Below are 26076 nucleotides of genomic sequence, written 5' to 3'. Positions count from 1 at the left end.
TATGAAGTTAGAGTTTCAAAATCATAACGAAGTTTACGTGGTGGAGCAGACCTTGATGGCCTTGCTTCCTGACCAAAAGCCGTTGTATGACCCCATCGACAAAGCAATTGACGAGGATTGGGCGGTGATCGCCCTAGCCCAAACGGCCGACATGGCCACCGTCACCGTGGAGATGTGCTATCAAGGCAATCGCCTTGCTACCCCTGTGGTGTGGTCGGCAGAATTGTCTGGCAGTGACTATGAAAAGGTAGGCCAGCGACGGCGTGGAATTTCCAAAGGCTTTTTCAAGGCCGTCCAAGCCTTGACTGGCATCCAACCTGCGTGGGGCAGCCTCACTGGGGTGCGTCCTGATAAGGTGGCGCAAAAATATTTGGCGCAAGGCCTCTCCCAAGAGGACACCATCACCGCCTTGGAAACCGACTATTTTGTCACCCCAGAGCGTGCTAGATTGGCAACGGAGACTGGGGTTTGGGGGAGACACGCTAAAGCGGACTTGCAAGATGCCCGTGACATCGCCCTTTACGTGGGCATCCCCTTTTGCCCCACCCGATGCACCTATTGTAGCTTTGTTAGCGCCAGCGTGGAGCGAAGCTTTGACATGGTGCCACCCTATGTGGACGCTTTGATTGCTGAAATGAAGGCTGGGGCGGCGCTGTGCAAACGGCAAAATCTCCGTCCTCGTAGCTTTTACATGGGTGGCGGTACCCCCACCACATTAAACCCAGAGCAGTTGGATGCAGTGCTCACCTGCTTGGAGCAATCTTTTGATCTGACCCACTGTGCGGAAATCACCGTGGAAGCTGGTCGTCCTGATACCATCACCCCAGAGAAATTGGCGGTGTTAAAAGCCCATAACGTGAGTCGTGTGTCGGTGAACCCCCAAACCATGGAGGCAAACGTTCTTGCTGGCATTGGGCGGCGACACAGTGTGGCGGATATTGTGTCCGCCATGGAAATGGTAAACGCATATGATTTCCCCCATGTGAATATGGATTTAATAGCAGGACTCCCTGACGACACGGTGGAGGGCTTTTGCCGTTCCTTAGATGCCTGCATTGGCTTTGGGGTGGACAATATCACTGTCCATACCTTGAGCATTAAAAAAGGCAGTACGTTGCTTGAAACCAAGGCCAATCTGCCAGCCCCAGAGGCGGTGGCACAAATGTTGGCCTATGCCAATACACAGTTGCGTGGTGCAGACTTTGCCCCCTATTATCTCTATCGGCAAAAGTATATGTCTGGTAGTTTTGAAAACGTGGGTTGGATTCAAAAAGATGGCGCCTGCTTGTACAACATCCATATCATGAGCGAACTTTGCACCATTTTCTCCTTCGGTGCCAGTGGGTCCACCAAGCTGGTGGGTAAGCCAAACGCACGGATGGAGCGGTGTTTCAACCATAAATTCCCTGCAGAATATATCAATCACCCAGAAAAATGGCAACAAAATCACGCCATGGTGGAAGATTTTTACGCCGCCTTGGACTGATGGAACATCCCCACCATGGGGACGGACAATGACCACCCCTGCTCGCTATCCCCACCGTAGGGGGGCGCGAATCGCCCACACCCCACTATAGAAAAAGGAGATTTCATATGGCTTATTCAGTATCAACGATTAACCAACAGGTGCACACCGACCCCCAAGGGTTTATGGCGGCGGCAGACGCTGACTATCAAGCCCATATCCGTCAGGCGGCGGAGGCCATTGCCGCCAACCGTAGTCAATCTCATATTGTGCTACTCTCAGGCCCTTCTGGGTCTGGGAAAACCACCACTGCCAAGAAAATTGAGGCAGAGCTGAAGGCCATGGGCATTGAAACCCACACCATCTCCATGGATAATTATTTCAACACCGTTGACCCTGAAACTTCTCCACGCACCCCCCAAGGTGCCATTGATTATGAGTCTCCCTTTGCCATGGACATTGACCTTTTAAACCGTCATTTCGCCATGCTGGATAAGGGTGAGGTCATCCATGTGCCAAAGTTTGAGTTTGCGCGGCAAATGCGCTCGGCTATTCGCTCGAAACCCTTGCAATTGGGTGAAGACGAAGTGGTGATTTTTGAGGGTATTCATGCCTTGAACGATGTGTTCACTGGTCGCAACCCCAAGGCGTTTAAACTCTACATCGCTGCCCGATCCAACATTTTGGACGACGCTGGCAATGTGCTCTTTGAGCACCGTTGGGTGCGTTTGTGCCGTCGGATTGTCCGCGATAACAAATTCCGTGGCAGTGATGCGGCTTTTACCCTGAAGCTGTGGGACAATGTGTGCCGTGGTGAAAAGCTGTATATCTCTCCCTTTAAAGAAAATGCCAACATCCTCTTTGACACCATGCACCCTTATGAAGTGTGTGTGCTCAAAGACCAAGTGGTGCCCCTGCTAGAGGAATTGCCTGTTGAAAAGCGGAGCGAAACTGTCAATGCCCTGCTCAAAGCTTTTGTATCCATAGAGTCTATGGCGGAGGCCGCTGTGCCCCAAAAGTCACTGCTGCGTGAATTCATCGGCGGCGGCATTTATGATGTATATTGAATAAGTAATAGGTAAAAAGGAATAGTGAAAAAGTAATGTGTCGCCATCGGCGACGAATTTTAATCGGTGCCGAAGGCACACCTTACCTATTCACTGTTCGCTATTACTTATTACTTGTCGCCCATGGCGACTAGAAAGGATTTCTCGTTTCATGAGTCAAAAAGAATCAAAATCCTCCTTTTTAGGGGGCGCGGCCGTGTTGGCCACGGCAGTGGTGATTGTCAAGCTCATTGGCGCTGTCTATAAAATCCCTCTGGGTAATATTCTGGGCAGTGAAGGCAATGCGTATTTTAACGTGGCCTATAACATTTATAATGTGTTGCTCATTGCCTGCATTGCTGGCTTCCCCTTGGCCGTGTCCAAGTTGACCAGCCAAGCCGTTGCCATGGGGCGACACAATGAACGGCGCAAACTGTTTACCACGGCATTGCGGTTGTTTTTCTGCGTGGGTGCCACCAGTGCGTTGGTGATGTTTTTTGGCAATGAGCTGTTGGCAGAGTTTATGAACGAACCCAACGCGGCCCTTGCCATCCGCACCATGGCGCCTGCTGTGTTCTGTGTGGCCATGCTGGACTGTATGCGCGGCTATACCCAAGGCCAAGGCATCATGAAGCTAACCGCCGCCACCCAGATTTTAGAGGCGGTCTGTAAACTGTGCGTGGGGTTGAGCCTTGCCTATTACTTCTTGCGAACAGGCTACGGCTTAAATGTGGCGGTGGCTGGTGCAGTGGCTGGGGTCACCACAGGGACGGTGTTGTGTCTGTTGGTGCTGAGTCTTTACCTTTTCACCCATCGAAACCCCGTGTATTCTGTGGATGTGCCCCTTGACCGCCCACAATTGTTACGCCGTATTTTGCTCATTGGGGTGCCCATCACCTTGAGTAACTCCACCATGAGTGTCATCACATTGGTGGACACCAAAATCGTGCTGGGGCAGCTGAAAACCATTCCAGAGCTGGCTGACCAAGCGGCAACGTTGTATGGGCAATACACCTTTGGTATCAACCTGATGACCTTGCCATCGTCTTTTGTGTCCCCTGTGACCTTGAGCCTGATTCCCTTTGCGGCGGCGGCTATGGCTCGCCAAGACGGGGCGGCGGCAAACCGTATCATCTCCTCTGCCTTCCGTTTGATTGCGTTGCTGGCTATCCCAGCAGGCGTTGGCTTGAGTGTGCTTGCTGGGCCATTGCTGCTGATGCTCTATCCTGCCCAAGTGGAAGATGCTGTTGCGGCGGCACCCCATTTGCAAGTGTTGGGCATTGCCTGTATTTTCATCTGCTTGATGACCTTGAGCAATGCGGTGCTCCAATCCTACGGCAAAGAGCGACTGCCCATTGCCACCATGCTCATTGGTGGATTGGTGAAAATCTCCATGAACTATGTGCTGGTGGGCAACCCTGAGATCAACATCAATGGTGCGCCTATTTCCACTCTGTGCTGTTATATGACCATTGCTGGGTTAAACCTGTTTTTCGTGTGGAAATACTCGCCCCAAAAGCCCGATTACTTTGCCCTGTTTGCCAAGCCCACTGTGGCGGCAGTGTTGATGGGTGCGGCGGCTTGGTCGGCTTGCGGTCTGGTGCATACGGTGATGGAAGGTGCTATGAGCGAGTATATGGTCAACGCATTGGGCGCATTAATCGGCATCGGCTGTGGCGTGATTGTCTACGGTGTGTTGGTGATTTTACTGCGTATTTTGCAGGCCGAAGATGTCCGCGCACTGCCCAAGGGTGAGAAATTAGTCAAGCTATTGCGACTGAAATAAAGGTGCAAAAAATCTATAAATTGGGTGCAAATGCCTTTGAGACAGAGACAAATTATAAAAAAACGTGTAATTTTCTTAAAAAAACAGTTTTTTTAAGAAAATTACTTGCAAAGAAGGATGAATTATGGTAAATTTTCAAGGTAGCCCCCCATATGACTGGGAAGATTTGTTGGAAATTTTGCGGCTATTGCGGAGCCCAGAAGGGTGTCCGTGGGATCGGGAACAAACCCATGAATCCATCCGCCGAAATTTCTTGGAAGAAACCTACGAGGCGCTAGAAGCCATAGACGCAGACGATCCTGCTCATATTTGTGAAGAGCTGGGAGATGTGTTGTTGCAGGTGGGGTTTCATGCCATCATGGAAGAGGAACGGGGTCGTCTTGACCCAGCAGATGTTGTGCACGGCGTGTGCCAGAAGTTGCTGTTCCGCCACCCCCATGTGTTTGGTGCATTGGAAGCCAAAGATGGCGAGCAAGCGTTGGTAAATTGGGAAGTCCAGAAAAAAGCGGAAAAAGGCCACAAAACCACTGCCGACAGTCTAGAGGCTGTGTCGGCCTACCTGCCAGCGCTTTGGCGTGCTGAGAAAATTTCAAAAAAATCCAATCAAGTTGGTTTTTGTTGGGATAGCATCTTAGGTGGGTTGGACAAGCTAGAAGAAGAAGTGGGGGAACTGCGAGAAGCCATTTTGGAGGGTAAGGATCCCCAAGGCCCTCACGGTGCCTATGAAGAATTGGGAGATGTGTTGTTTATGGCGGCACGGATTGCCCAAATGCAAGGCCTAGACCCAGAGCAAGCGCTCCACGATGCCTGTGGCAAATTCAACAGTCGTTTCCGCACTGTGGAAACGTTGGCTGGCGACACAGATTTGACCACTCTGTCTGAGCAGGCATTGGTAGAACTGTGGCAGCAGGCCAAAGAACAGTCTTAAACGCAGAAGTTGGATTGCGTTGAGATATAAGAGGGGGCAAAGCCCCAATTGAAGATAAGGAAGGAAATTTTTTATTATGAACAAGACCGAACTGATTCAAGCTGTGGCCACTGCCACCGAGCTGAGCAAAAAAGACGCAGAAGCCGCTGTTGTGGCAACCTTCGATGCCATTACCGCCGCTATGGCTGCTGGTGATAAAGTGCAACTGGTTGGCTTTGGCTCTTTCGAAGTCAAGCAACGCGCTGCTCGTGCAGGCCGCAACCCTGCCACTGGTGCTGTTATGGAAATCGCAGCTTCCACCGTCCCCACCTTCAAGGCTGGTAAGGCTTTGAAAGACGCTGTGGCTAAATAAGATAGGCACAAAATGAAAGCCGATGTGGTGCGCCACATCGGCTTTTTTGTAATGACGGGTCTGCTAGCCAAGAGGTCTGTTGCCACAGTTTTTTTGCCCCTACGGGGCGGTGTCTTGCTAGACGGGCGTTTGCCCCATCCCATCGTAGGGGCGACCTGTGGTCGCCCGTTCCCCATCTCTTTGTTGGATTTTGCCCCTACGGGGCGGTCACCTGCCGGTGGGGCATTCTTTTTTTGTCGAAAAAAAGAACCAAAAAACGATTTTTTCACGACGACTGCGGTCGAGTGAAAAAAGGGGGTTTTACGGGGGTTCATCGCTGGAGTGCTTGGGCTTTTTGAATGGCACCGAGTGTCCTGATTTGTCTCGAAGTATTCTGTCGGGCTTCGCCCTGAAGGGGAGATGCGGTTGATATGGTGCGGTTTCTTGGGCGTGCCTAGGGTGTGGGTATGGTATAGGTTGGTGGCGTTGGGTAAGACGGGCGACCGTAGGTCGCCCCTACATGGAACACCATTGCATACAACCCAAGCTGACCGCAGGTCAGCGCCCCCCAGCGCCACCGCACTAACCGACGTCCACAATGTAAGGCACCTTAAATGCGTGTTCCCATGTCATCGTACGAGTCATGTGCGGCAGCAATCAGCGTTGGTTCGCGCATCCCACACGATAAGCCGAACGGATGTGAGCCAGATGCCCCAATAGCACCGCACCCACTCACACGCACCATCCGTATACAATGGGAGCACGTGAGACAGATGACCACGCGTGGTCATCTGCCACGTGCAAGATTTTTGGTTACTTTGCATCTTTGCAAAGTAACGCCCGCGCGGCGAGCGCCCCTGCGGCAGCAGCCCCCACGGAGTGGGAAAAGTTTATCAAAAGAGAATTCCTACAGGGTGAAGCAAATTGCAATTGATTTCCACAGGCGGCTAATAGCCGCCCCTACAAGGGGAGAAGGGCAAAAGAAAGCCCCTGCGGCAGCAGCCCCCACGGAGTGGGAAAAGTTTATCAAAAGAGAACTCCCACAGGGTGAAGCAAATTGCAATTGATTTCCACAGGCGGCTAATAGCCGCCCCTACAAGGGGAGAAGGGCAAAAGAAAGCCCCTGCGGCAGCAGCCCCACGGAGTGGGAAAAGTTTATCAAAAGAGAATTCCCACAGGGTGAAGCAAATTGCAACCGAGTTCCACAGGCGGCTACTAGCCACCCTGACAAAGGGATTGACCGCCCCGACAAGGGGCGGAGGCAAAGAAAGCATCACTTGCAAGTCCCCCATGGCCGTGGGACAACAGCGTTTTAACAAACCCAACATCCAGTTGGAAGAAAAAAAGGAGAAAACACTATGCGATTAGACAAATATTTAAAAGTATCGCGCCTGATTAAGCGGCGCACCATCGCCAACGAAGCCTGCGACAATGGGCTTATCACCGTTAATGGGAAGGTGGCGCGTGCGTCTTATGATGTAAAGGTAGGCGATCAGATTACCATGCGCTTTGGCGCCCGTGTGCTGAGCGTGGAGGTGCTGGTGGTGCAAGAGACTGTCCGCGCCGACCAAGCGTCCACGTTGTACCAAGAAGTTATCGTGGAGGCATAATTTCCCCACCCTGTCCATACAATGTGGTAGGGAGGTGGAGCTATGCAAGGATACGCAGAATTGGCCACCAGTCATCGCTTGGAGCTAACAGGACGGTCTCATTTGGTGGTGACAGGTGTGGAAGATGTGGAACGCTTTGACGAGTCTGGCATTGTGATGTCAACCAGTCAAGGGTTGCTGGTGGTGACAGGAGAGGGGTTGCACATTGGCAAGCTGGCCTTAGATGGTGGCGAGCTGTTTGTAGACGGCCAGATTGATACCATTGGCTATGAGGAAACTGCAGTGCGCAGTGGCGGCTTTTTCCGTCGCCTTTTGGGGTAATCCATGGAGATTTATATCACCGAACAGGCCAGAGTGTTTGTGCTTTCGGTGCTGTTGGGCATCGCCATAGGGGGGCTGTATGACATGGCTGGGGCCGTGCGAGGGCACTGGCCACGGCTGACCCCTATGGTGGATGTGACCTTTGGCCTAAGCGCGCTAGGAGCCGTGTTTTTGTTTATCTTGCGGCAAAGCCAAGGCCAGTTGCGGCTGTTTGTGTTGCTGGGTATATTGGGAGGCTGTGTGTTGTTTTTCACAGGCCTTTCCCCCCTGTTGCGACCCGTTTGGGGCTTTTGGGTGGAAACTTTGGTGTGGTTGGGGAGAATTTTGGCCTTACCAGCGGTTATTTTTGGTAATTTGTTAAAACTTTTTCGAAATTATCTGAAAAAACTCTTTTATTTTTGGCAAAAGTGTTGTACAATGAAATATCATAGATTACAGCGTGGGAGTAAAGGAGGGATGAGCCATGGCGAGAGTACAAGGCGAACACAAACAAAAAGCAAAAGCTAAAATTGGCTTGTCCACCGTGTTGCTGATTATGATTTTAACCGCTGGCTTTGCATGGACGGTTAGCGACTTGCAAGCACAGGTGGAAGCGGCGGAGAGCCAATATACCGCTTTGGAGTTGCAGATGGAAGCCCAGCGCTCGGTCAACGAACATTTGACAAGCGCCATCGAAGAAGGCGGCACCCAAGAGCAGATGGAGCAAATTGCCCGTGAAGAATTGGGCTTGGTAGCCCCTGGTGAAAAGGTGTTTTACGACATCAGCCGATGAAAAAACAAAGAAAAAGATGGAACACAGAAATCTGTGTTCCATCTTTTTTTGCCATAGGAAGGGTGAATGACATATAGTCATTCACCCTTCACCGTTGGTAGGGGCGACCTGTGGTCGTCCGCTCTTACTTTATTTACGCAGAGTGTCTACCCATTGACCGTACTTGGTCAAATTGGCTTGGCAGTCAGCGCTGTCAGCGCCCTTGGTGAGAATATACACCTTCACCTTGGGTTCGGTGCCGGAGGGACGCACCAAAATCACAGTGCCGTCCACCAGTGCATAGCGGAGTACATTGGAGCCAGAGAGTTCAATCTCACTGGAAGCACCAGTGGCGCAATCCACACAAATACCTGTGCGGTAGTCCACTTGGGTGGCCACGGCTACGCCAGAAATCTCGGTGGGAGGGGTGTCACGCAAATCTTGCATCAGCTTTGCCATGTCAGCCAAACCGTCCAAACCAGGCATGACCAAATTGTGGGTCTTTTCGCCGAAATAGCCGTATTTTGCATACAGTTCGTTCAATGCGTCAAACAGGGTTTTCCCTTGCCCAGCGTACCATGCGGCCATTTCAGTGAGCAGCATAGAAGCGGTGACGGCGTCTTTGTCGCGGACGAAATCGCCCAACATATAGCCGTAGGATTCTTCGTAAGACAAGATGACCTTGCCTTCGCCAGAGTCTTCCAAAGCGTTTTTCTTTTCAGCCAAGAATTTAAAGCCTGTGAAACAATCGAAGCAGGCCACACCATTGTCCTCGGCAACTTTGCGTGCCATTTCGGTGGTGACGATGGTTTTCAGCATGACAGGGTTTTGAGGCAGACGACCAGTGCGCTTCATGGCACCGATTAAGTAATCCAATAGCAATACGCCAGTTTGGTTGCCAGTGACCACTTGGAACTCACCTTTGTCGTCACGAACCATAATGCCCACGCGGTCAGCATCGGGGTCAGTGCCCAAGATGAAGTCCACATCGTTGGCCTTTGCCAATTCCACAGCCAAGGAGAACCCTTCGGGTTTTCAGGGTTGGGGGATTTGACGGTGGGGAAGTCCCCGTCGATGGCCATTTGTTCGGGCACGCACAGCAGGTGCTTGATGCCCAAGGTTTCCAGTGCTTCGGGCACCAGCTTGTGACCACAGCCGTGGAAGGGGGTGTAGACCAGACGGAAGGAGTCGGCCACCTTGGCAACGGCCTCACGGTCGTACATTTGGGTGTAGACTTGTTCCATGAAGGCGGCGTCGGTTTCTGCTCCTAGGATTTCAATGAGACCTGCCTTGACAGCGTCGTCAAAGTCCATGGTGGTGATGCCGTCGAAAATGTCGATTTCTTCCAATGCCTTGGCAATGGTGTCGGCGTGTTGAGGGGGCAGCTGTGCGCCATCTTCCCAATAGGCTTTGTAGCCGTTGTATTCTTTGGGGTTGTGGCTGGCGGTGACGTTGATGCCAGCTTGGCAACCGTAATGACGGACGGCAAAGCTCAGCTCAGGGGTGGGGCGGAGGGTTTCAAAGATTTTCACTTGGATGCCGTTGCCAGCGCAGACTTCAGCGGCGGCCTTGGAAAATTCCCAGCCGTTGTTGCGGCAGTCCATGGCGATGGCGATGCCACGTTTTTTGCCTGCTTCGCCTTCGGCGGCAATGACCTTACAAAAGCCTTGGGTGGCCCAGCGAATCACATGGAGGTTCATGTGATGCAAGCCCACAGCCATGGTGCCACGGAGTCCTGCGGTGCCAAATTCTAAAGGGGCGAAAAAGCGAGATTCGATTTCCTTGGGGTCGTTTTCAATGGCTTTCAGCTCGGCACGTTCGGCGTCGCTTAAAGCAGGGCTAGAGAGCCAGCGTTGATAGGTTGCTTGAAAATCCATGGGAAAATCCTCCTTATATTTAACGAACGACACATGGTGCAACGGGCGACCACAGGTCGCCCCTACGATGGGGGTGTAGGGGCGACCTGTGGTCGCCCGTGGTGCATCACAATCTTCGTTTACTTATGATATTTACTGCCCACTTGGATTTGGTAACTGCGGTAGACTTGCTCGAGGAGCATAATCCGTGCCAAGTGGTGGGGAAAGGTCATGGGAGACATGGAAAGCTTGAGAACGGCTTGATCTTTCAGGCTTTGGTGCAAGCCCACACTGCCACCGATTAAAAAGGTGACCGAAGAGGCACCTGCCGTTGCCATTTGTTCCATTTTTTCAGACAGCGCCACAGACGACAACAGTTTGCCTTCGATGCACATGGCGATGATGGCGGTGTTTTTGGGGAGCTTGGCGGTGATGGTGGCGGCTTCGGCGGCAAGGGCTTGGGCAATCTCTCCTTGAGAGGGGGTGTCTGACAGGCGAGACTCTGGTAATTCCAAAATCTCTAGCTTGCAGTGACGGCTCAGTCGTTTGGAATACTCCGCCACTGCGTCTATGTAGAAGGGTTCTTTTAACTTTCCAACGCAGATGATTGTTATTTTTTGCATAAAACCTCGGTTGTTTCATATTTTCGACTCATGACATCTCGGGGTGCCACTTCCACCGTTGGGCGGAGGCCTACCACCTCTAAGGCTTGGCAGACGGTGCGCAAGGCGGTTTGAGGGGTGTTGTTGTCTTGGCTCAAGTGGGCAAGGATGATGGTGGCGGCACCGTTGTGAACCATGGCCTGTGCAAATTGGGCGGCATGGTCATTGGACAGGTGGCCGTCATCTCCTAGCACACGCTGTTTGAGATAGTAGGGGTAAGGCCCAGATTGCACCATCTCTACATCGTGGTTGGATTCCAGCACCAACAGCGACACGCCGAACAGGGTTTCCGCCATTTCTTGGGTCACATAGCCACAGTCGGTGAGCACCCCCACATCTCCAATGCGATAGCCCACTGTGCCAGCGGCATCGTGGGGGACGGAAAATGTTTGAACCAGCAAGTCTTCCACATAAAATGGAGTGGATGTGGAAAAACACCGCAAGTAAGGGGCGGTTTCAGGGATTTTTGCGGATAATTCCTCTGCCGCTTGGTGGGAGAGGTAAATGGGAAGCTTGTGTTTTTTGGATAGGGTTTTCAGCCCAGAGACATGGTCTGTGTGGCTGTGGGTGATACAAATGCCAGATAAATCGCTGGGCTGTAGGCCTAGACTTGCCAGCGCCGTCACGATTCGTCGACAGGAGATGCCTGCGTCGATGAGCAGATGGGTGGTGCCTTGGGACAAAAGCATGGCATTGCCAGAAGAACCGCTGGCTAAGGTGTATAGTGTGGACAAACAGGGAACCTCGCTTTATTTTGATAGGGGTGTGATGATGAAAAACGTCCACACACAGGCGCACATGGCGACAATCCTGTTTGTGGACGTTCAGGCTTTGTTAGCCAATGTTTGTGTTGAGTTCTTCTTCGTCGGGGACTTCTACCACTTGAATATCGGCACCGATTTTGCGGAGCTTTTCTACAAAATCTTCGTACCCACGTTCGATGTAGTTGACACCGGAGAGGGTGGATTGGCCTTGGGCGGCCAAAGCGGCAATGGCCAAAGCGGCACCAGCGCGCAAATCGCAAGCTTGTACAGGGGCACCAGTTAAGGCACTAACCCCTTCAATCACAGCGGTTTTATCGTCGACTTGAATCAAAGCGCCCATGCGCTTGAGCTCGTCCACATAGCGATAGCGGTTGTTCCACACGCTTTCAGTCACCAAAGAGGTTCCTTTTGCCAAGGACAGCACGGTGGCGATTTGGGGTTGCATATCGGTGGGGAAGCCAGGATAGGGCAGGGTTTTCACATTGGTGCGTTGGAGGGGTTCAGTGCGGCGCACCAACAAGGTATCTTCATCTTCCACCACTTCCACGCCCATTTCAACCAGCTTGGCGGTGATGCAGTCCATGTGTTTGGGGATGATGTTGCGAATCAGTACTTGGCCACCAGTGGCGGCCACGGCAGCCATGTAGGTGCCAGCTTCAATTTGGTCGGGGATGATGGCATAGGTGCCGCCGCCCAAATTATCCACGCCACGGATTTTGATGGTGTCAGTGCCAGCGCCGTAAATGTTGGCGCCCATAGAGTTTAAGAAATTGGCCAAGTCCACAATATGGGGTTCCTTGGCGGCGTTTTCGATGATGGTGGTGCCTTCGGCTAAGGTGGCGGCCATCATGATGTTCATGGTGGCACCCACGCTGACCACATCCAAGTAGATGTGCGCGCCTTGGAGGCGACCGCTTTTGGCAGAGGCATTGATAAAGCCACCGTCGACCACCACTTTGGCGCCGAGAGCGGTGAAGCCCTTGACGTGTTGGTCGATGGGACGGACGCCAAAGTTACAGCCACCGGGCATCGCCACTTCTGCTTGGCCAAAACGGCTGAGCAAAGCGCCGATGAGATAGTAAGAGGCACGGATTTTACGAGCCATTTCGTAGGGGGTACGGGTGGAGTGGATGGCAGAGCAATCCACTTCTACAGTGGTGCGGTTGATGGTACGGACACGACCACCCAGTTGTTCCAAAATCCGCAGACATAAGGTGACATCGGAAATTTGGGGGATGTTTTCAATACGGCACACACCGTTGACCATTAAAGCGGCAGGAATGATAGCAACGGCAGCATTTTTAGCGCCGCTGATTTCCACTTCGCCAACCAAGGGCTTACCGCCCTGAATAATATAATTAGTCAAAATTTTGACCCTCTCTCTTACAAGGTGTTATCGTGAAATCTGTACAAATACAGTCTGCCCTCATTGGGTGGCTTCATACAGCCAAAGGGAAGAAATGTTACAGTTAGATTAAATTTTTTGATACATACTTACTATAGCACATCAATTGTGAAAATGCAAACGAATATTGGGGTAGATTTGAGAAAATCAGAAGATTTCCACAGAAGTCCTAGGTAAAAATACCCATAATTGACAAAATATGGAAAAGGTGTTACCCATATTGCACTTGGGCGCTAAAGGCATCCACGTAATAGGTGCCGTTATCGGTTTGGACAATCCATTGGGGTTGCAGGCTCATGGGGGCGTTGGGGGTGGAGCTAAAGGTATAGCAGGCGGTGACATCGGTGACCGTGGACACCACAGCGCCTGTGGTGCGGCGGGCGGCAAGGAATCGGCTCAGCGCCGTCAAACAAGACACCTGTGCCTCTGCGCCCACACTGGAGTGGGTCTGGGGCAGGACAGTGCCAATGACGCTGGTCAAGCGATTGGACACCAAGGTGAAGGTAACGCTGAGGCCTGTGACCAAAGTGCCACGGTAGGTGAGGGTGGCAGTGGCGGTGGTGGTTTCGCCGTCTGAAATCACCATTAAATTATCATAACCATAGGTTTGGCAAAAATCTTGGATAAAGGCCAACGCTGTGTCATCGCCCAGCACACCATAGGCTTCCAGTGTGCCATCTGGGGAAAAAGAGACGGTGCCTGAAGGGGATTGATAGTAGGCGCTGCCGTCTGTGGCGGTGGAGACAGTGAACTCGTCGTTTAACAGGGCTTGGGCAATGGCGTGTTGCAAGTTGCTGTCTGCCTCTAGCTCCAAACTGTTCAACGGTTCCTCCCAGAGCACAAAGCTAGGAGCAAGGGTGACCCCTTGGGTGGCAAAGAGGGTGATGATTTCTTGGGTGGCCCTCTCTTGGGCGATGGTTTGCTGGTAATGGCGATGGAGCAACACCGCGATCAGGCAAGCATTGGCCAGCACCAGCACCAAAATGGCGATGTTTTTCAGTTGGAAACGCTTCACAAGGTGGCTCCTTTCGGTTTTGTGATGAAGGGGGTTGCATTCCTACGGGGACGCCCTCGCGTTTATCGGTAAATCCACATGGCAGAGAGGTTGCTTGCGCTGTAATCCACATAGGAAATGGTTAGGTTTGACCCACGGGTGGCCACGGCGGCGGCCTGTGCCAGCGGTAGCAGCAGTGAGTCGCTGTCGTCTTGATAATATTGGCGAGGATAGATGGTTAAATCCGTGACCACGTTGCCTTCTAGCACCATGGTGGCGGCAGGTTGTCCGTGGCTTAAAGCAATGGGAATCCCTTGGATTTGATAGTCAAAGGTGATGATGGTTTGGGTGTCTAGTTGGGTGTAGGCACTAATGGCCAAGGAGGCTTCCCCCATCATAGAGCTGAGCAAACTGTGGAGCAGATAGCTGGCGCTAGAGGATAGCCCATAGGCGGTGATGGTGGACTGGGTCAGCGATAGGGTGAGCTGTCTGCTTTGTCCATCGCTTTCGTAGTGGACAGTGCCATCGGCAGAGAGGTAGAGGCGGTCATCTTCTTGGAAGACGACTTGGGTGCCGTTGGTTTCAGTGTAGCGAGAGTTGGTGTAGGGGTTAAAACCCAGTTGGGTCAGTAAAGTGGTTTCGTTCCACGTGGGGGTGGTGGCGCTCAGCTGGGGATAGGCGGCGGTGGTAGTGTCAAACAGGGAGAAAGGGTCAAGATTGTTCAGTTGAGAGGACAAGGAACTGCCTTCAAAGGCAAAAAATACGTTGTCGGCTTGATAACTTTCTTGCAATTCGTAAAAGGCCACAAGGTCAATGTCAGTGGTGATATAGGCATAGGTGTCGTCTCCGTCCCACCAGTATAAAAGCACGGCGTTTGTGTCATCAGGGGCTAGCACTAGGCGTTGCATTTGGGTTTGGTTGGCTGTTTCAGTCAGGCCGACCATGCCAGCGATGACGCTGCTAGGGAGCGGAAGCTGAAAGTCAAAGTAAATGGACGAACTGTCTATGGCCTGTAAAAAGGTTGGCTCATTGGTGCCTGAGGCGGTGGCAGACAAGGCGGAAAGCCCTTGCGCCAGCAAGTCCTTTAGCAGAGTGAACTCGGTGTCTTGGGTGGATATATGGGGGCTACCATAGCGACCGAAGGAGGTGGAGACCACCACAGAGACAGGGGTTGAGAGGGCGGCGCCAGAGAGATTCTGGACGGTGAGGTCGTCTGGGGTGGCACCGATGAGTTGAGAGAAGTAGGAGGATGGGGTCTGGCCTAAGTTATACACTTGGGTTTGGACAAACAGGCCAATGGTGGTGCAAAGGAGCACGCCAATGATGAGGTTTTGGATGAAATTGCGACGAGAAAAGGTGTGGTTCATGGTGTGGCTCCTTTCCGTTTAGATGGGGATAAGTTTCGTAGGGGAGCGCATTGCGCTCCCGCATGGGTTGCACCATCTATTGGGGGACGGGAGCGCAATGCGCTCCCCTACAGGATGTGTGCGTTGGGTACCCCTTACCCCTGCGTGATGGGCAGGGTCAAGCGTACGGTGGTGCCAGGGCCTTGGTGAGGGGCGAGGCGGAGGTTGCCTTGGTGACGGGTGACGATTTCACGGGCGATGGACAGTCCTAGCCCTGTGCCGCCAGACTCACGGGAGCGCGCCTTGTCCACACGGTAAAACCGCTCGAAAATATGGCCTTGGTCAGCCACAGGGATGCCGATGCCATTGTCACTGACCTCCATCCACACATGGTTTTTTGTGGTGCCAGCGGTGACGGCAATGCTGCCACCGTCGGGGGTGTATTTGATGGCGTTGCTTAAAATGTTCATCATCACCTGTTCCAAACGGTTGCGGTCACCGTCGATGGTGGGCAATTTGGATACATTGCAACAGGTTAAGGTATGGCCACGACGCTTGGCCTCCAAGGCGTTGGCCTTGTAAACAGAATCGATGGCGTCCCCAAAGGAGAAGGGTTCAAATTTAGGCTCACTTTGCCCAGAATCCAGCCGAGACAGGGTGAGCAAATCTTGGACAATGTGGGTCATGCGGTCCGTCTCCCCCACGATGATGCCCAAAAAGCTGTCCATCATATCAGGGGGGATGTCGTTGGGGTTGTCCTTTAAGGTTTCCGCGTAACTGCGGACGTTGGTCAAGGGGGTGCGCAATTCGTGAGACACGTTTGCCACAAACTCACGCCGCCGTTCTTCGTGGCGGTGACGCTCGGTGACATCGTGGAGCACAATCAGTACGCCGCCTTCTTGCCCGTCGGCAAAAGGTGCCAGATACAATTCTAAAATCCGCTGTCCAATGGTCAATTCCCCTTCGGCATAGTCACTGCGTTGGAGCGCCACCATTTGTTCAAAGGGGTACAGCTGGTCAAAGAGACCCTCATAGCGGAGGGTTTGGTCTTTTGGCTGTTGCAAAAGGGCGGTGGCGGCAGGATTGCAGTGGAGCAAATCTCCCGTGTGGTCAAAGGCCACCACGCCATCAGACATATGGAGGAATAAGGTGTCCAGCTTGTTGCGCTCGCTTTCCACCGCGTCTAGCGTGGTTTGTAGCACCTGTGCCATTTCGTTAAAGGTGCCTGTTAAAATGCCGATTTCATCGTTGGACTCCACAGGTAATTCCTCTTCAAAATCGCCACTGGCCACGCGTTCTGCCCCAGCGGTTAGCTTTTCGATGGGGCCCACCATGGTTTTGGATAGGAGTACGCTGAGTAACACGGAGATCAAAAGCCCAATGAGCAACGCCTGCATGATGATGACAAACAGTTGTTCATTCAAGTTGGTGATGGTGGATTTGTCGTCGAGAATATAGATGATGTAGCCGTCGTCTCCTGTGTCGATGGGGATGGCCACATCCATAAAGGCGGCGGTGATGTCACTGGTGTCCCCCACGGCAGAGCTGCCTTGGGCAAGGGCATTCATGGCGATGAGCAGATTGGTGCTCATCGCAAGATTTTCGCCCCCCTCTTGGTCAGAGCCAGTGAGGAAGTTGCCGTTTTCATCTAAGATATAATAGTTGCGAGAGCGGTTGTCAATGCCCAGTAAACCAGCGCTGACTTCAATCATTTCTCGCATTTTGGTGGTGTTGCCAGTGAGGGCGGTTTCTGTTTTTAACGAGGACACGAAGGCGCGGTTGTTTTCGCCGAACACTTCGTTCATTTGCTGGTAAAAACTGTCGATGTAAAAGCTAGAGACGCTGGTGGTCAAAAAGGCACCCACCACTGCCATCAGCGATGTGATGAGCAGTAGCAAAATCAGCATCAATTTCATATGTAAACTGCGAAACAAAAGGTCACCTCCGTTGTTAAAGTAATAAGGAATAAGTAATAGTGAAAAGGTGAGGTGTCGCCGTTGGCGACAAATTTAAATCCGTCGCCAACGGCGACACATTACTTATTACTTATTCACTATTACTTTTTACTTCAAATTTACCCCCCAAAATAGTACCCTACGCCACGTCTTGTTAAGATGTACACTGGGGTGGCTGGGGTGGGTTCGATTTTTTCTCGTAGACGGCGGACGGTTACGTCCACGGTTCGTGCATCATCGCCTACGTAGCCGTAGTTCCAGACCTGTTCCATCAAGTCCACACGGGAGAAGACTTTGCCGTGGTTGGTGGCCAAAAACAGCAATAGTTCATATTCCCGTTGGGTCAGGTCAATGGGGCTTCCCTCACGGTACACTTGGTGGGTGTCGGTGTTGATGGTCAATTGACCAGAGAGGGTAATCTGAGCCGTGGACGCAGGGGCGGCGGTGGGTGCGACCATGGCGGTGCGGCGGATGTTGGCCTTCACCCGTGCCAGCAGTTCTCGCATGGAAAAAGGCTTGGTGATGTAATCGTCGGCGCCGATTTCCAAGCCCAACACCTTGTCGGTTTCTTCTTCACGGGCGGTGAGAATAATCACAGGCACGTTGTTGCCGTCATCGCGCAAGGTTTTGCACACGTCAAATCCAATCATTTTGGGAAGCATCACGTCTAGTAAAATCAAATCTGGGTTTTGGGTGCGTGCCTTGGTCAAGCCGTCTAAACCGTCATAGGCTTCTATGGTTTGGTAACCTTCACGCTGCAGATTAAAGCGCAAAATATCTACAATGTTTTTTTCGTCCTCCACAATGAGAACGGTTTTTTTCTCAGTCATAGGTTCCTCCTTATATAAACTAAAAACGAAGAACTAAGAGTGAAAAACTATCGTCTGCGGACGGATATAGCGACTCCCCACCGCAGTGGATAGTTTTTCACTATTCGCTTTTAGTTATTAGTTGTATTTACAGTCCCAACAGCACCTTGGTTTTCAGCACTGCGGCCATGGTTTTGCCGTCGGTGATGGTGCCGTCCATGATTTGCCCCACCACGGTGTCAAAGGGCACTTTTTCCACGGTGACAAATTCGTCGTCGTCCAAGTCTTGGGCGGTGAAGGTCAAATCTTGAGCCAGATACAGGTGCAATAGTTCGCCGTAGCAACCGGGGGCAGGATAGTAAATCCCTAAATAGTCCCATTTGCCAGCAATGGCGCCAGTTTCTTCACGCAATTCGCGTTCTGCGGCTTGGAAGGGGGTTTCGCCTTCATCCATTTTGCCAGCAGGGATTTCCACTAGGTTTTGCTTGATCACATAGCGGTATTGGGTCACCATCAATAGGTTGTTGTCGCCGTCCAAGGCCACCACAGCGGCACAGGGGCAGTGCTCCACCACTTCGCGGAAGGAGGTGTTGCCATTGGGCAGGCTGACGGTGTCCACGTGGACGCTGAGGATGGTGCCAGTGAATTTTTCCTCACAGGTTAAGGTGGTTTCGGTTAAATCTAAATAGTCCATTGTCAAAGTTTCCTTTCAAATGTCTAGTCAAAAACAGTGTTGGGTAGAATATACTCTATCTAGTCTATTGTAGCATAAAATAGGAAAATTGCAACAGGGTTTCACATGGGGTTTACCCCTACGAGGCGGTGTCTTGCTGGTGGGGCATTCCCTTCCACCCCATCGTAGGGGCGCCCATTGGGCGTCCGTTTTTCGATTTACGCTGAATTGTTGGATTTTGCCCCTACGGGGCGGTCTGCTGCCGCAGGGGCATTCTTTTTGTATCGACAAAAAGAACCAAAAAACGATTTTTTCACGACGACTGCGGTCGAGTGAAAAAAAGGGCTTTTTACGGGGGTTCATCGCTAGGATGCCACGCGCTCTTGACCGGCACCGAGTGGCCTGATTTGACTTTGCATGACCTTTCGGGCTTCGCCCTGTGGGGGAGATACGGTTGATATGGTGCCATTTCTTTGGCGTGCCTCGGTTGTGATGGGCGGTGTAGATTGGTGGCGCTGGGTAAGACGGGCGACCACAGGTCGCCCCTACAAGGAACACCATTGCATACAAGCCAAGCTGACCGCAGGTCACCCCCACAAGGAACACCATTGCATACAACCCAAGCTGACCGCAGGTCAGCGCCCCCCAGCGCCACTGCACCAACCGACGTCCACAACCTTAGGCACCTCACACGCGTGTTCCCATGTCATCGTACGAGAAACGTGCGGCAGCAAACAGCGTTGGTTCGCGCATCCCACACGAAAAGCCGAACGGGTGTGAGCCAGATGCCCCAATAGCACCGCACCCACTCATACCCACCATCCGTATAAAATGGGAGCACGTGAGACGGCTGACCACAAGTGGTCAGCCGCCACGTGCAAGATTTTTGGTTACTTTGCATCTTTGCAAAGTAACGCCCGCGCGGCGAGCGCCCCTGCGGCAGCAGCCCCCACGGCAGTGGGAAAAAGCCCCTGCGTGGCGAGCGCCCCCCACAGCAGTGGGAAAAAACCATATCCAACCAACGATTCGTTAGGCAAAACACCTTTGCCACCAGACAGACGAATAATGTCACATTTATTGACTTGAAACTTCCCCATATCTATGCTATACTAGAGTGCAGTCTGTAAAAGGAGGTGTTTTCCACGGAGAAAAAAGGCATTAAAACCATGGCCCATAACCGCAAAGCCTTTCATGATTACTTTGTGGAAGACCGCTATGAGGCTGGCATTGAGCTTTTCGGCACAGAGGTAAAATCCATCCGTGCTGGCACATTGAATGTGAAAGAAGCCTATTGTGGCATCAAAGATGGGGAAATTTTTCTTCATCAGATGCACATCTCCCCCTATGAACAGGGGAACATTTTCAACAAAGACCCCATTCGTGTGCGGCGATTGTTGATGCACAAGCAAGAAATCCGTAAATTATTTGCCATGGTCAAACAAGACGGCTACACATTGATTCCCTTGAGTATATATTTCAAGCACGGGAAAGTAAAAGTAGAAGTGGGTGTTTGCAAAGGCAAGAAAAATTATGATAAACGTGAGTCCTCTGCCCAGCGCGATGCAAAACGGGAGATGGATCGTCACATGAAAGAAAGGAATCGATAATTATGTCCAATCCCATTATCACCATTACCCTCAATGACGGCCGCGTCATGAAGGGCGAATTGTACCCTGACAAGGCTCCAAACACCGTCAACAATTTCATTTCCCTGGCCAACAGCGAATATTATGATGGCTTGATTTTCCACCGTTGTATCCCTGGCTTTATGATCCAAGGCGGTTGCCCCAATGGCACTGGCATGGGTGGCCCTGGCTACCAAATCAAGGGCGAATTCGCTCGTAATCGCTTCACCCAAAACGACTTGAAGCATACCACTGGTGTGCTGTCCATGGCGCGCGCCATGGACCCAGACTCTGCTGGTAGCCAATTCTTCATCATGGTGGCACCTGCGCCTCACTTGGACAACGACTATGCCGCTTTCGGTCAAATCACCGAAGGTGCCGACATTGCCGTGGCTATTTCTGAAGTGAAAACTGACCGCAATGACAAGCCTGCCAACCAAATTGGCATCGCCTCCATCCGTATCGATTGTCAAGGCGTAGACTACCCAGCACCTGAAAAGAAATAAGATAGAATCCGTGGGACGGATGTTCACATCCGTCCCACACAACCTACCTTTTCACTATTCCTTATTACCTTTTACCTTAAACATGGGGGTGTACTGGTTTCGACGGGGGTGTGGAGGCAGGATCAGCGGGCGGCGGCGCCTAACCGCCATAAAATGGGCAACTTTTATAAATTAACTAACAACAATACTGTTGCAGTTGCTGCTTAAGTAAGCAGCCGTCCGACTTAGAGGGACCACGGGCTAAGAAGGGCGTCGAATAGTGGTAAATGTGCGTGCAGTAAGCTTTGCCTGCGCCACACATCATGAAGCTCACCGAAGTCATAGGCGTGACGGCTTGCCTTTGACCAAGGGAACAGGGAGGTTCGGCCTCCCAAAATAACCGTCTGCGCCCGGAGAAAATCCTGTTAAAGTGCTTTCGGACAGGGGTTCGACTCCCCTCATCTCCACCAGACTTAGTGGCCAAAAAAGATGCGCCACAGAAAACACCACACGAGAGTGTGGTGTTTTCGTATTTTAACAAGGAAAATAGCGATAAATACATCGAAAAAGTTCGGATGAAATCGCCTGTCTCTCGTGAAAAAAATTTAACGTGAAAATGGATGCAAACAGGCAAAAGACGTAGTTGGTGGGAGTCGAACCCCTCTTTTACATCCCTTTCGCCTCAACAACCATAATAATACCTTGAAATTGCCCTAGATTTTCGGTTTTTAACCAGAATCTAGGGCTTTTTTCGTTCTGTTGGTTCTCCACGAAGTTGGGGGCGGTTCTTTGGTGGTTCTAGTGAATAGCTTTCCATAGACTTTAGGCTTATACTTGCCTTGCGAATCACCAAACAAGGAGGTCAGCCACTATGGAAACCAAAAACCTTTGCGCAGCCATCTCGTTAGAACTGCACGAAAAAATCAGCCAGAACCGAGAGGCCAGCGGCCTCACCACCGCCCAGTACATCACCCAGATACTCACCGACTACTACACACAAAAAGAAAATGGAGGTACCAACATGGCAAACACTAGAACGATGGCATTTCAAATCAGCGAGGAACTCTTCCAGAAAATCAAATCCCACCTCGAACTGGAGACCGCACGCACTGGCAAGAAGCTGACTCAGCGAGACTTCGTGCTGGGGCTCATTGAAACCGCACTAGCTGACACCACCGCAGAACCCACCGCTTAAACACACACCCCTTAAAAGCCACGGCTGACACTCCAACAACTTGGACTGTCAGCCGTGGCTTTTTTCATTTCAAGGAGAACTTTCATGCACGACAAATTCACCGAGCAGGAAATGACCATCGCCAAAGACACCGACCTCCCAGACCTTATCGCCAGCCTTGGCTATCACGTCAAGCCCATCGGACGGTACCACACCCTTGCCGAGATGGATAGCATCCGCATTAAAAATCGCAGGACATGGAAACGGTACTCCGAGGGTGTGGGTGGCGATGCCATCACCTTCTTGCAACACTTTCAGAACATGACCTTCCCCGATGCCGTCCGCTATCTGCTGGGGTTCAACGGCTACATCCGTGACGGCCCCTCAACCCCCACGTTGCCCCCTGTGTCCCCTCGTGTGGCCTCGAAAGAGCCTCCGCCACCGTTCACCCTGCCAGAAAGAAACACCGACCACCGCAGGGTGTTCGCCTACCTTCGCAAGCGAGGAATCGCCCCTCAAGTCATCCGTGGATTTTTGGAAGCTGGGCTTCTCTACGAGAGCCACCCTCACCATAACTGTGTGTTTATTGGTCGAGATAGCTCAGGCGAACCAGCCTTTGCTACTCAACGTGGTACCTACGATATGGGCAAGAAAGCCTTTCGAGGTGACGTGAGTGGCAGTGACAAAACCGTAGCATTTCCACTGGGCAGCGCCCCAGACAACCCCACTCTTTTTGTCTTTGAAGCCCCCATTGACCTCATGTCCTATCTGACGCTGAACCGCCATATCACTAGCAACGCCCTTGCTCTATGTGGGCTGTACGATGGGGCATTGGAGCGATACCTCAAGGAGCATCCCCACATTCGCCATATCACCCTCTGCCTAGATGCTGACCACTGGGGGCGCAAGGCTGTGGTTGAACTGACTGCCAAATACGAGGGGTTGGGCTACACCGTGGACAGCCAAGAGCCAGCCCAAGGAAAGGATTGGAACGAGTGGCTCCAAAAACAAAGTAAGCCCCAAGAAAGGGGGCGATAGCCAAACCACAATACAATATTTATAAGGAGAAATGTCGAATGAAAAGACTCGCAATCACCCTCTGTGTTGCCACCATGCTGGCGACCACAGCCTTTGCCACCAATGCCCTCTACCCCACATCAGTGGAGGAGTTCACCGTTGGCGAGGAGTACCGCATCCACAAAACCTATCAGCTATCTCGCACCGATGACCCTGCCCTTATTCCCACCGATGACTTTGAGCGCAACGGTCTGACCTACACCCTACTGGACGTGACACGCACTGACACCGTGGGCGTGGACGTTATCCAACACACCGAATCGGTGACACAGGCCAGCTCCACCAATAACACCGACACCGTTCTCACGCAACTATCCCCCACTCTGGATGTGACTACGCAGGATGGCTATGTGGGCACCCTTGCTCTAGATGTTGATTCGGTGGAGATTGTCACCGATGGCTATGCCACTGGGACCCGTGACCACAGCGCCACGCGCACCTACCCCAATCTCTCGGACAGTGATTTGAGTCTCATCCCCAAGTCGGTGGAGGAGGACGGCAGAACCCTTGACCTCGCTGACATTCAGTGGGAGGAGAGTTTGCAGAGCGATGGTATTGGCGGCACGGTCACCCGATACACCGCCACGGCGACTTATACAGGCACCTCCACCTATCAGTACGCCACAGGCTACACCGTCACCGCCAACTACACTGGCGAGGTGGCAAAAACTGACGTGGACATCGTGGAGTACACCGCCATGTTTGGTGGCACTGTGACCGCTGAAGAAGTGGTGGAACTCCCAGAAATCGCAGCCAGTGAAGATGACAGCTCCAACACCATCTTCTACATCGTAGGCGGTGGGGCAACGGTTCTCATTCTAGGCTACGGTGTGTACCTTCTCATCAAACGAAAAAGGGGGACTACATGAGACTAAAAGCACTACTCATGGCGCTGATGCTGTCTGCACTTCTGGTGCTGCCAGCCAGCGCCTACGACATGACCATCTCTGGTGCGGATCAAGCGGACTTCGCCAGAGCCACTTCGGATGACACCATCTACGTCACCGAGAGCAACAACCAAAATTTGAGCAAGGACACAGCGGTGGTACCGCCCAACATGGGTTATACGGCATCTGCCACAGTGGGCACCCTCCTCAATCCCTACGCCGCCACTTGGGGCGTGACCAGCACCGTCAGTGGAACGGCGGTCAGCACCACCACATACGCTACCACCACTTATAGCACTAGCACCTCTCCAGTGTTTACCTCGGTCAGCAGTTGGATGTATGACGCCAACGGCAGTCTGGGCACCCTCACCATTCCCTCCATCGGGCTGAGCGTTCCCATTTATGAGGGCACCGACAGCGACTCCCTCGCCTTGGGTGCAGGGCATTTTGAAACCACCTCCATCTGGAGTGGCAACGTCTGTCTGGCAGGACACAACCGTGGTGTCACCAATCATTTTGGGCTGATTCACACCCTGACCACAGGGAACACCATCACCCTAGAAACCGCCATGGGCAGCCGCACCTACGCCGTCACCAGTGTGAGCAAAGTGCTGGAGACCAACACTTCCATGCTGTCCGCCACCAGTGGAAACCAGATTACATTGGTCACTTGCGTGATGGATGAATCAGAGTACCGCTGGGTGGTGACGGCTGTGGAGGTGTAGCTTTCTGCCCAATTCTATCGCCACAAATTTGTCCATAGTGGTGATGGCTATTGTGCCACCGCTATGGTAGTGTGTTGTGCTAGAAACGAGGTGAGCGACAATGGAAGAAAAAATCATACAGGCACTCTACCACGGCAATCTCGACCCTGCCAACAAATCTGTAGTTCGAGGTAGTGACTATGCAAAGCAGTTATCCATGTTGGATAGCACCGTAGACACCCTAAGAGAAACCATTAGTCCAGAGGAAAAAGAACTGCTGGATAAAGTTCTATCTACATGGATGACCATGGAGAGCATCTGGGGGAAACACGGTTCGTGGAAGGTTATAAGCTAGGTGCTAGGCTGATGCTAGAAGTGTTCATAAAAGGTGACAGCCAATTCGCAGATGTTTGGGAGTGAGCGAATGGGTATCACCCCCTAACTGTTTGGGAAAACCCCTCGACAATCTGAATCACCTGTGATAGTGTTACTGATACCAAGATGAATTTTGAAGGAGGTACACTATGAAAAAGAAAGATTTCGCAGCAGGACTGGTGCTAGGGGCAGTTATCTTCGGAGCAACCCCAGCCATCGCAAGTGGCATTATCGCAGAACTGTCTAGCCAACCCATCTATGTGGATGGAGTACCGGTGGAAATGACCGCCTATTCCATCAATGGCAACAATTTCGTAAAGTTGCGTGACATTGGCGAAGCCGTAGGCTTTGACGTATCATGGAACAGCACGGAGCAGAGGGTAGACATCGACAGCACCAGCCCCTACACCGCAGACGATGCAGTGGTGGTGGACAGCACACCTCAGACGGTGGCAGAAATGGTCAGCGAAACATACCTCTCTAGCAATGATACCAAAACCTCGTACCAAGTCACCGTTACCAACCAGACCATCGCTGGCAAGTTATCCAATGGACAAGACCCCACAGAGGAAAATATCCAAGCCATGCTGGATGAGGTGGCTATCCTCTATCCGCAGGACACCTCTTGGGGAGCGACGTACAACGATGGCGACCTCCACTGGTACAATGGGTACACAGCTTGCAACTCTTATGCCTACATGGTGCGTGACATCCTGTACGGTACGGACTGTGAGCCAACGGAGACCTTCACGAATCTATCCCAAGCCCAAATAGGTGACATCCTGTATCTCAAAAACACTAGCACCAACACAGGACATTGGATGGTGGTTTCGGGGGTGGGCACCAACTCTCTCGGAATGTATATCAACACCATGAGTGGCAATTCAAATGCTATGGTCTACATTGATGCTCAGTATCTTCTCTCGGTCGCTTTGGAGCGATACCCCGACTCTGTGATATACCGATATTACTAAAACTTAATCAACCCATAAAGCAGTCGATTTCTCAGTTGAAATCGGCTGCTTTTTATTTTCCAACAAAAATTCA

At 52.0% G+C, this 26076-nt stretch carries 27 protein-coding genes and 1 other RNA gene; 18 read left to right on the top strand and 10 right to left on the bottom strand.

Features of this window, described 5'->3' with window-relative positions; translation table 11 throughout:
• The first annotated feature begins 1 nt into the window (after position 1).
• The 9 genes from hemZ to RFF05_RS07380 all read left to right on the top strand — a co-directional run bounded on the left by hemZ (position 2) and on the right by RFF05_RS07380 (position 8259).
• On the top strand, positions 2–1486 hold the full coding sequence (gene hemZ, locus RFF05_RS07420; protein WP_409969727.1) for a coproporphyrinogen dehydrogenase HemZ: 1485 nt from the start codon (positions 2–4) through the stop codon (positions 1484–1486).
• 107 nt (positions 1487–1593) lie between these two features.
• A complete protein-coding gene (locus RFF05_RS07415) occupies positions 1594–2532 on the top strand; it encodes an adenylyl-sulfate kinase (RefSeq protein ID WP_409969726.1) in 939 nt (312 codons plus the stop codon).
• Positions 2533–2683: 151 nt separating this feature from the next.
• The gene (locus RFF05_RS07410) at positions 2684–4297 is read left to right on the top strand and encodes a polysaccharide biosynthesis C-terminal domain-containing protein (RefSeq protein WP_409969725.1); all 1614 of its coding nucleotides are present in this window, start codon (positions 2684–2686) and stop codon (positions 4295–4297) included.
• 124 nt (positions 4298–4421) lie between these two features.
• Positions 4422–5225 carry a nucleoside triphosphate pyrophosphohydrolase gene (gene mazG, locus RFF05_RS07405; RefSeq protein WP_409969724.1) on the top strand — a complete coding sequence of 268 codons (804 nt, stop codon included), beginning with the start codon at positions 4422–4424 and terminating at the stop codon, positions 5223–5225.
• Between the two features lie 76 nt (positions 5226–5301).
• A complete protein-coding gene (locus RFF05_RS07400; protein WP_409969723.1) occupies positions 5302–5577 on the top strand; it encodes an HU family DNA-binding protein in 276 nt (91 codons plus the stop codon).
• A 1337-nt stretch (positions 5578–6914) separates the two neighbouring features.
• A complete protein-coding gene (locus RFF05_RS07395) occupies positions 6915–7166 on the top strand; it encodes an RNA-binding S4 domain-containing protein (RefSeq protein WP_409969722.1) in 252 nt (83 codons plus the stop codon).
• A gap of 42 nt (positions 7167–7208) precedes the next feature.
• Positions 7209–7487, top strand: coding sequence for a YabP/YqfC family sporulation protein (locus tag RFF05_RS07390; RefSeq protein WP_409969721.1), 279 nt, complete (start codon positions 7209–7211; stop codon positions 7485–7487).
• Positions 7488–7490: 3 nt separating this feature from the next.
• Positions 7491–7994 (top strand): spore cortex biosynthesis protein YabQ, encoded by a 504-nt coding sequence (gene yabQ / locus RFF05_RS07385; RefSeq protein WP_409969720.1) that lies wholly within the window; start codon positions 7491–7493, stop codon positions 7992–7994.
• The gene (locus RFF05_RS07380; protein WP_409969719.1) at positions 7951–8259 is read left to right on the top strand and encodes a septum formation initiator family protein; all 309 of its coding nucleotides are present in this window, start codon (positions 7951–7953) and stop codon (positions 8257–8259) included. Before yabQ ends, RFF05_RS07380 begins: the two co-directional genes overlap by 44 nt.
• A 129-nt stretch (positions 8260–8388) precedes the next feature.
• Here the strand turns inward: RFF05_RS07380 and RFF05_RS07375 are convergent, their stop codons facing one another.
• The 10 genes from RFF05_RS07375 to RFF05_RS07330 all read right to left on the bottom strand — a co-directional run bounded on the left by RFF05_RS07375 (position 8389) and on the right by RFF05_RS07330 (position 18723).
• A complete protein-coding gene (locus RFF05_RS07375; protein WP_409970091.1) occupies positions 8389–9216 on the bottom strand; it encodes a hypothetical protein in 828 nt (275 codons plus the stop codon).
• Complete coding sequence (locus tag RFF05_RS07370) at positions 9102–10115, bottom strand: hypothetical protein (RefSeq protein ID WP_409969718.1); 1014 nt, start codon at positions 10113–10115, stop codon at positions 9102–9104. The genes RFF05_RS07375 and RFF05_RS07370 overlap by 115 nt, the downstream gene beginning before the upstream one ends.
• A gap of 119 nt (positions 10116–10234) precedes the next feature.
• A complete protein-coding gene (gene rlmH / locus RFF05_RS07365; protein ID WP_409969717.1) occupies positions 10235–10717 on the bottom strand; it encodes a 23S rRNA (pseudouridine(1915)-N(3))-methyltransferase RlmH in 483 nt (160 codons plus the stop codon).
• A complete protein-coding gene (locus tag RFF05_RS07360) occupies positions 10705–11490 on the bottom strand; it encodes an MBL fold metallo-hydrolase (protein WP_409969716.1) in 786 nt (261 codons plus the stop codon). Before RFF05_RS07360 ends, rlmH begins: the two co-directional genes overlap by 13 nt.
• Before the next feature lie 100 nt (positions 11491–11590).
• Positions 11591–12886 (bottom strand): UDP-N-acetylglucosamine 1-carboxyvinyltransferase, encoded by a 1296-nt coding sequence (locus RFF05_RS07355; protein WP_409969715.1) that lies wholly within the window; start codon positions 12884–12886, stop codon positions 11591–11593.
• 250 nt (positions 12887–13136) lie between these two features.
• Entirely contained in the window at positions 13137–13940 is an 804-nt protein-coding gene (locus tag RFF05_RS07350) for a hypothetical protein (protein ID WP_409969714.1), read from the bottom strand.
• 62 nt (positions 13941–14002) lie between these two features.
• On the bottom strand, positions 14003–15286 hold the full coding sequence (locus RFF05_RS07345) for a hypothetical protein (RefSeq protein WP_409969713.1): 1284 nt from the start codon (positions 15284–15286) through the stop codon (positions 14003–14005).
• 134 nt (positions 15287–15420) lie between these two features.
• Entirely contained in the window at positions 15421–17181 is a 1761-nt protein-coding gene (locus tag RFF05_RS07340) for an ATP-binding protein (RefSeq protein WP_409969712.1), read from the bottom strand.
• Positions 17182–17339: 158 nt separating this feature from the next.
• Complete coding sequence (locus RFF05_RS07335) at positions 17340–18050, bottom strand: response regulator (protein WP_409969711.1); 711 nt, start codon at positions 18048–18050, stop codon at positions 17340–17342.
• Positions 18051–18177: 127 nt separating this feature from the next.
• A complete protein-coding gene (locus tag RFF05_RS07330) occupies positions 18178–18723 on the bottom strand; it encodes an NUDIX domain-containing protein (RefSeq protein WP_409969710.1) in 546 nt (181 codons plus the stop codon).
• Between the two features lie 1145 nt (positions 18724–19868).
• On the opposite strand from RFF05_RS07330, the gene smpB reads away from it, so the two are divergent.
• From smpB to RFF05_RS07285, 9 genes are all read left to right on the top strand, one after another.
• On the top strand, positions 19869–20309 hold the full coding sequence (gene smpB, locus RFF05_RS07325; protein ID WP_409969709.1) for an SsrA-binding protein SmpB: 441 nt from the start codon (positions 19869–19871) through the stop codon (positions 20307–20309).
• 2 nt (positions 20310–20311) lie between these two features.
• Complete coding sequence (locus RFF05_RS07320) at positions 20312–20833, top strand: peptidylprolyl isomerase (protein WP_409969708.1); 522 nt, start codon at positions 20312–20314, stop codon at positions 20831–20833.
• Positions 20834–20917: 84 nt separating this feature from the next.
• Positions 20918–21282, top strand: a transfer-messenger RNA (tmRNA) gene (gene ssrA / locus RFF05_RS07315).
• A gap of 401 nt (positions 21283–21683) precedes the next feature.
• The gene (locus RFF05_RS07310) at positions 21684–22007 is read left to right on the top strand and encodes a hypothetical protein (protein ID WP_409969707.1); all 324 of its coding nucleotides are present in this window, start codon (positions 21684–21686) and stop codon (positions 22005–22007) included.
• 84 nt (positions 22008–22091) lie between these two features.
• The gene (locus tag RFF05_RS07305) at positions 22092–23024 is read left to right on the top strand and encodes a DUF3991 domain-containing protein (RefSeq protein WP_409969706.1); all 933 of its coding nucleotides are present in this window, start codon (positions 22092–22094) and stop codon (positions 23022–23024) included.
• 38 nt (positions 23025–23062) lie between these two features.
• Entirely contained in the window at positions 23063–23932 is an 870-nt protein-coding gene (locus tag RFF05_RS07300; protein ID WP_409969705.1) for a hypothetical protein, read from the top strand.
• Complete coding sequence (locus tag RFF05_RS07295) at positions 23929–24675, top strand: class D sortase (protein WP_409969704.1); 747 nt, start codon at positions 23929–23931, stop codon at positions 24673–24675. Before RFF05_RS07300 ends, RFF05_RS07295 begins: the two co-directional genes overlap by 4 nt.
• A 100-nt stretch (positions 24676–24775) precedes the next feature.
• Positions 24776–25009 (top strand): DUF6809 family protein, encoded by a 234-nt coding sequence (locus RFF05_RS07290; protein WP_409969703.1) that lies wholly within the window; start codon positions 24776–24778, stop codon positions 25007–25009.
• A gap of 169 nt (positions 25010–25178) precedes the next feature.
• A complete protein-coding gene (locus tag RFF05_RS07285; RefSeq protein WP_409969702.1) occupies positions 25179–26003 on the top strand; it encodes a stalk domain-containing protein in 825 nt (274 codons plus the stop codon).
• Positions 26004–26076: the final 73 nt, after the last annotated feature.

The organism is Bengtsoniella intestinalis, assembly GCF_039719005.1.
GTDB classification, from domain to species: Bacteria; Bacillota; Clostridia; order Oscillospirales; family Oscillospiraceae; genus Oscillibacter; species Oscillibacter intestinalis.
Note: the sequence above shows the minus strand (reverse complement) of the source record. Positions and strands in the feature narration are given on the sequence as shown.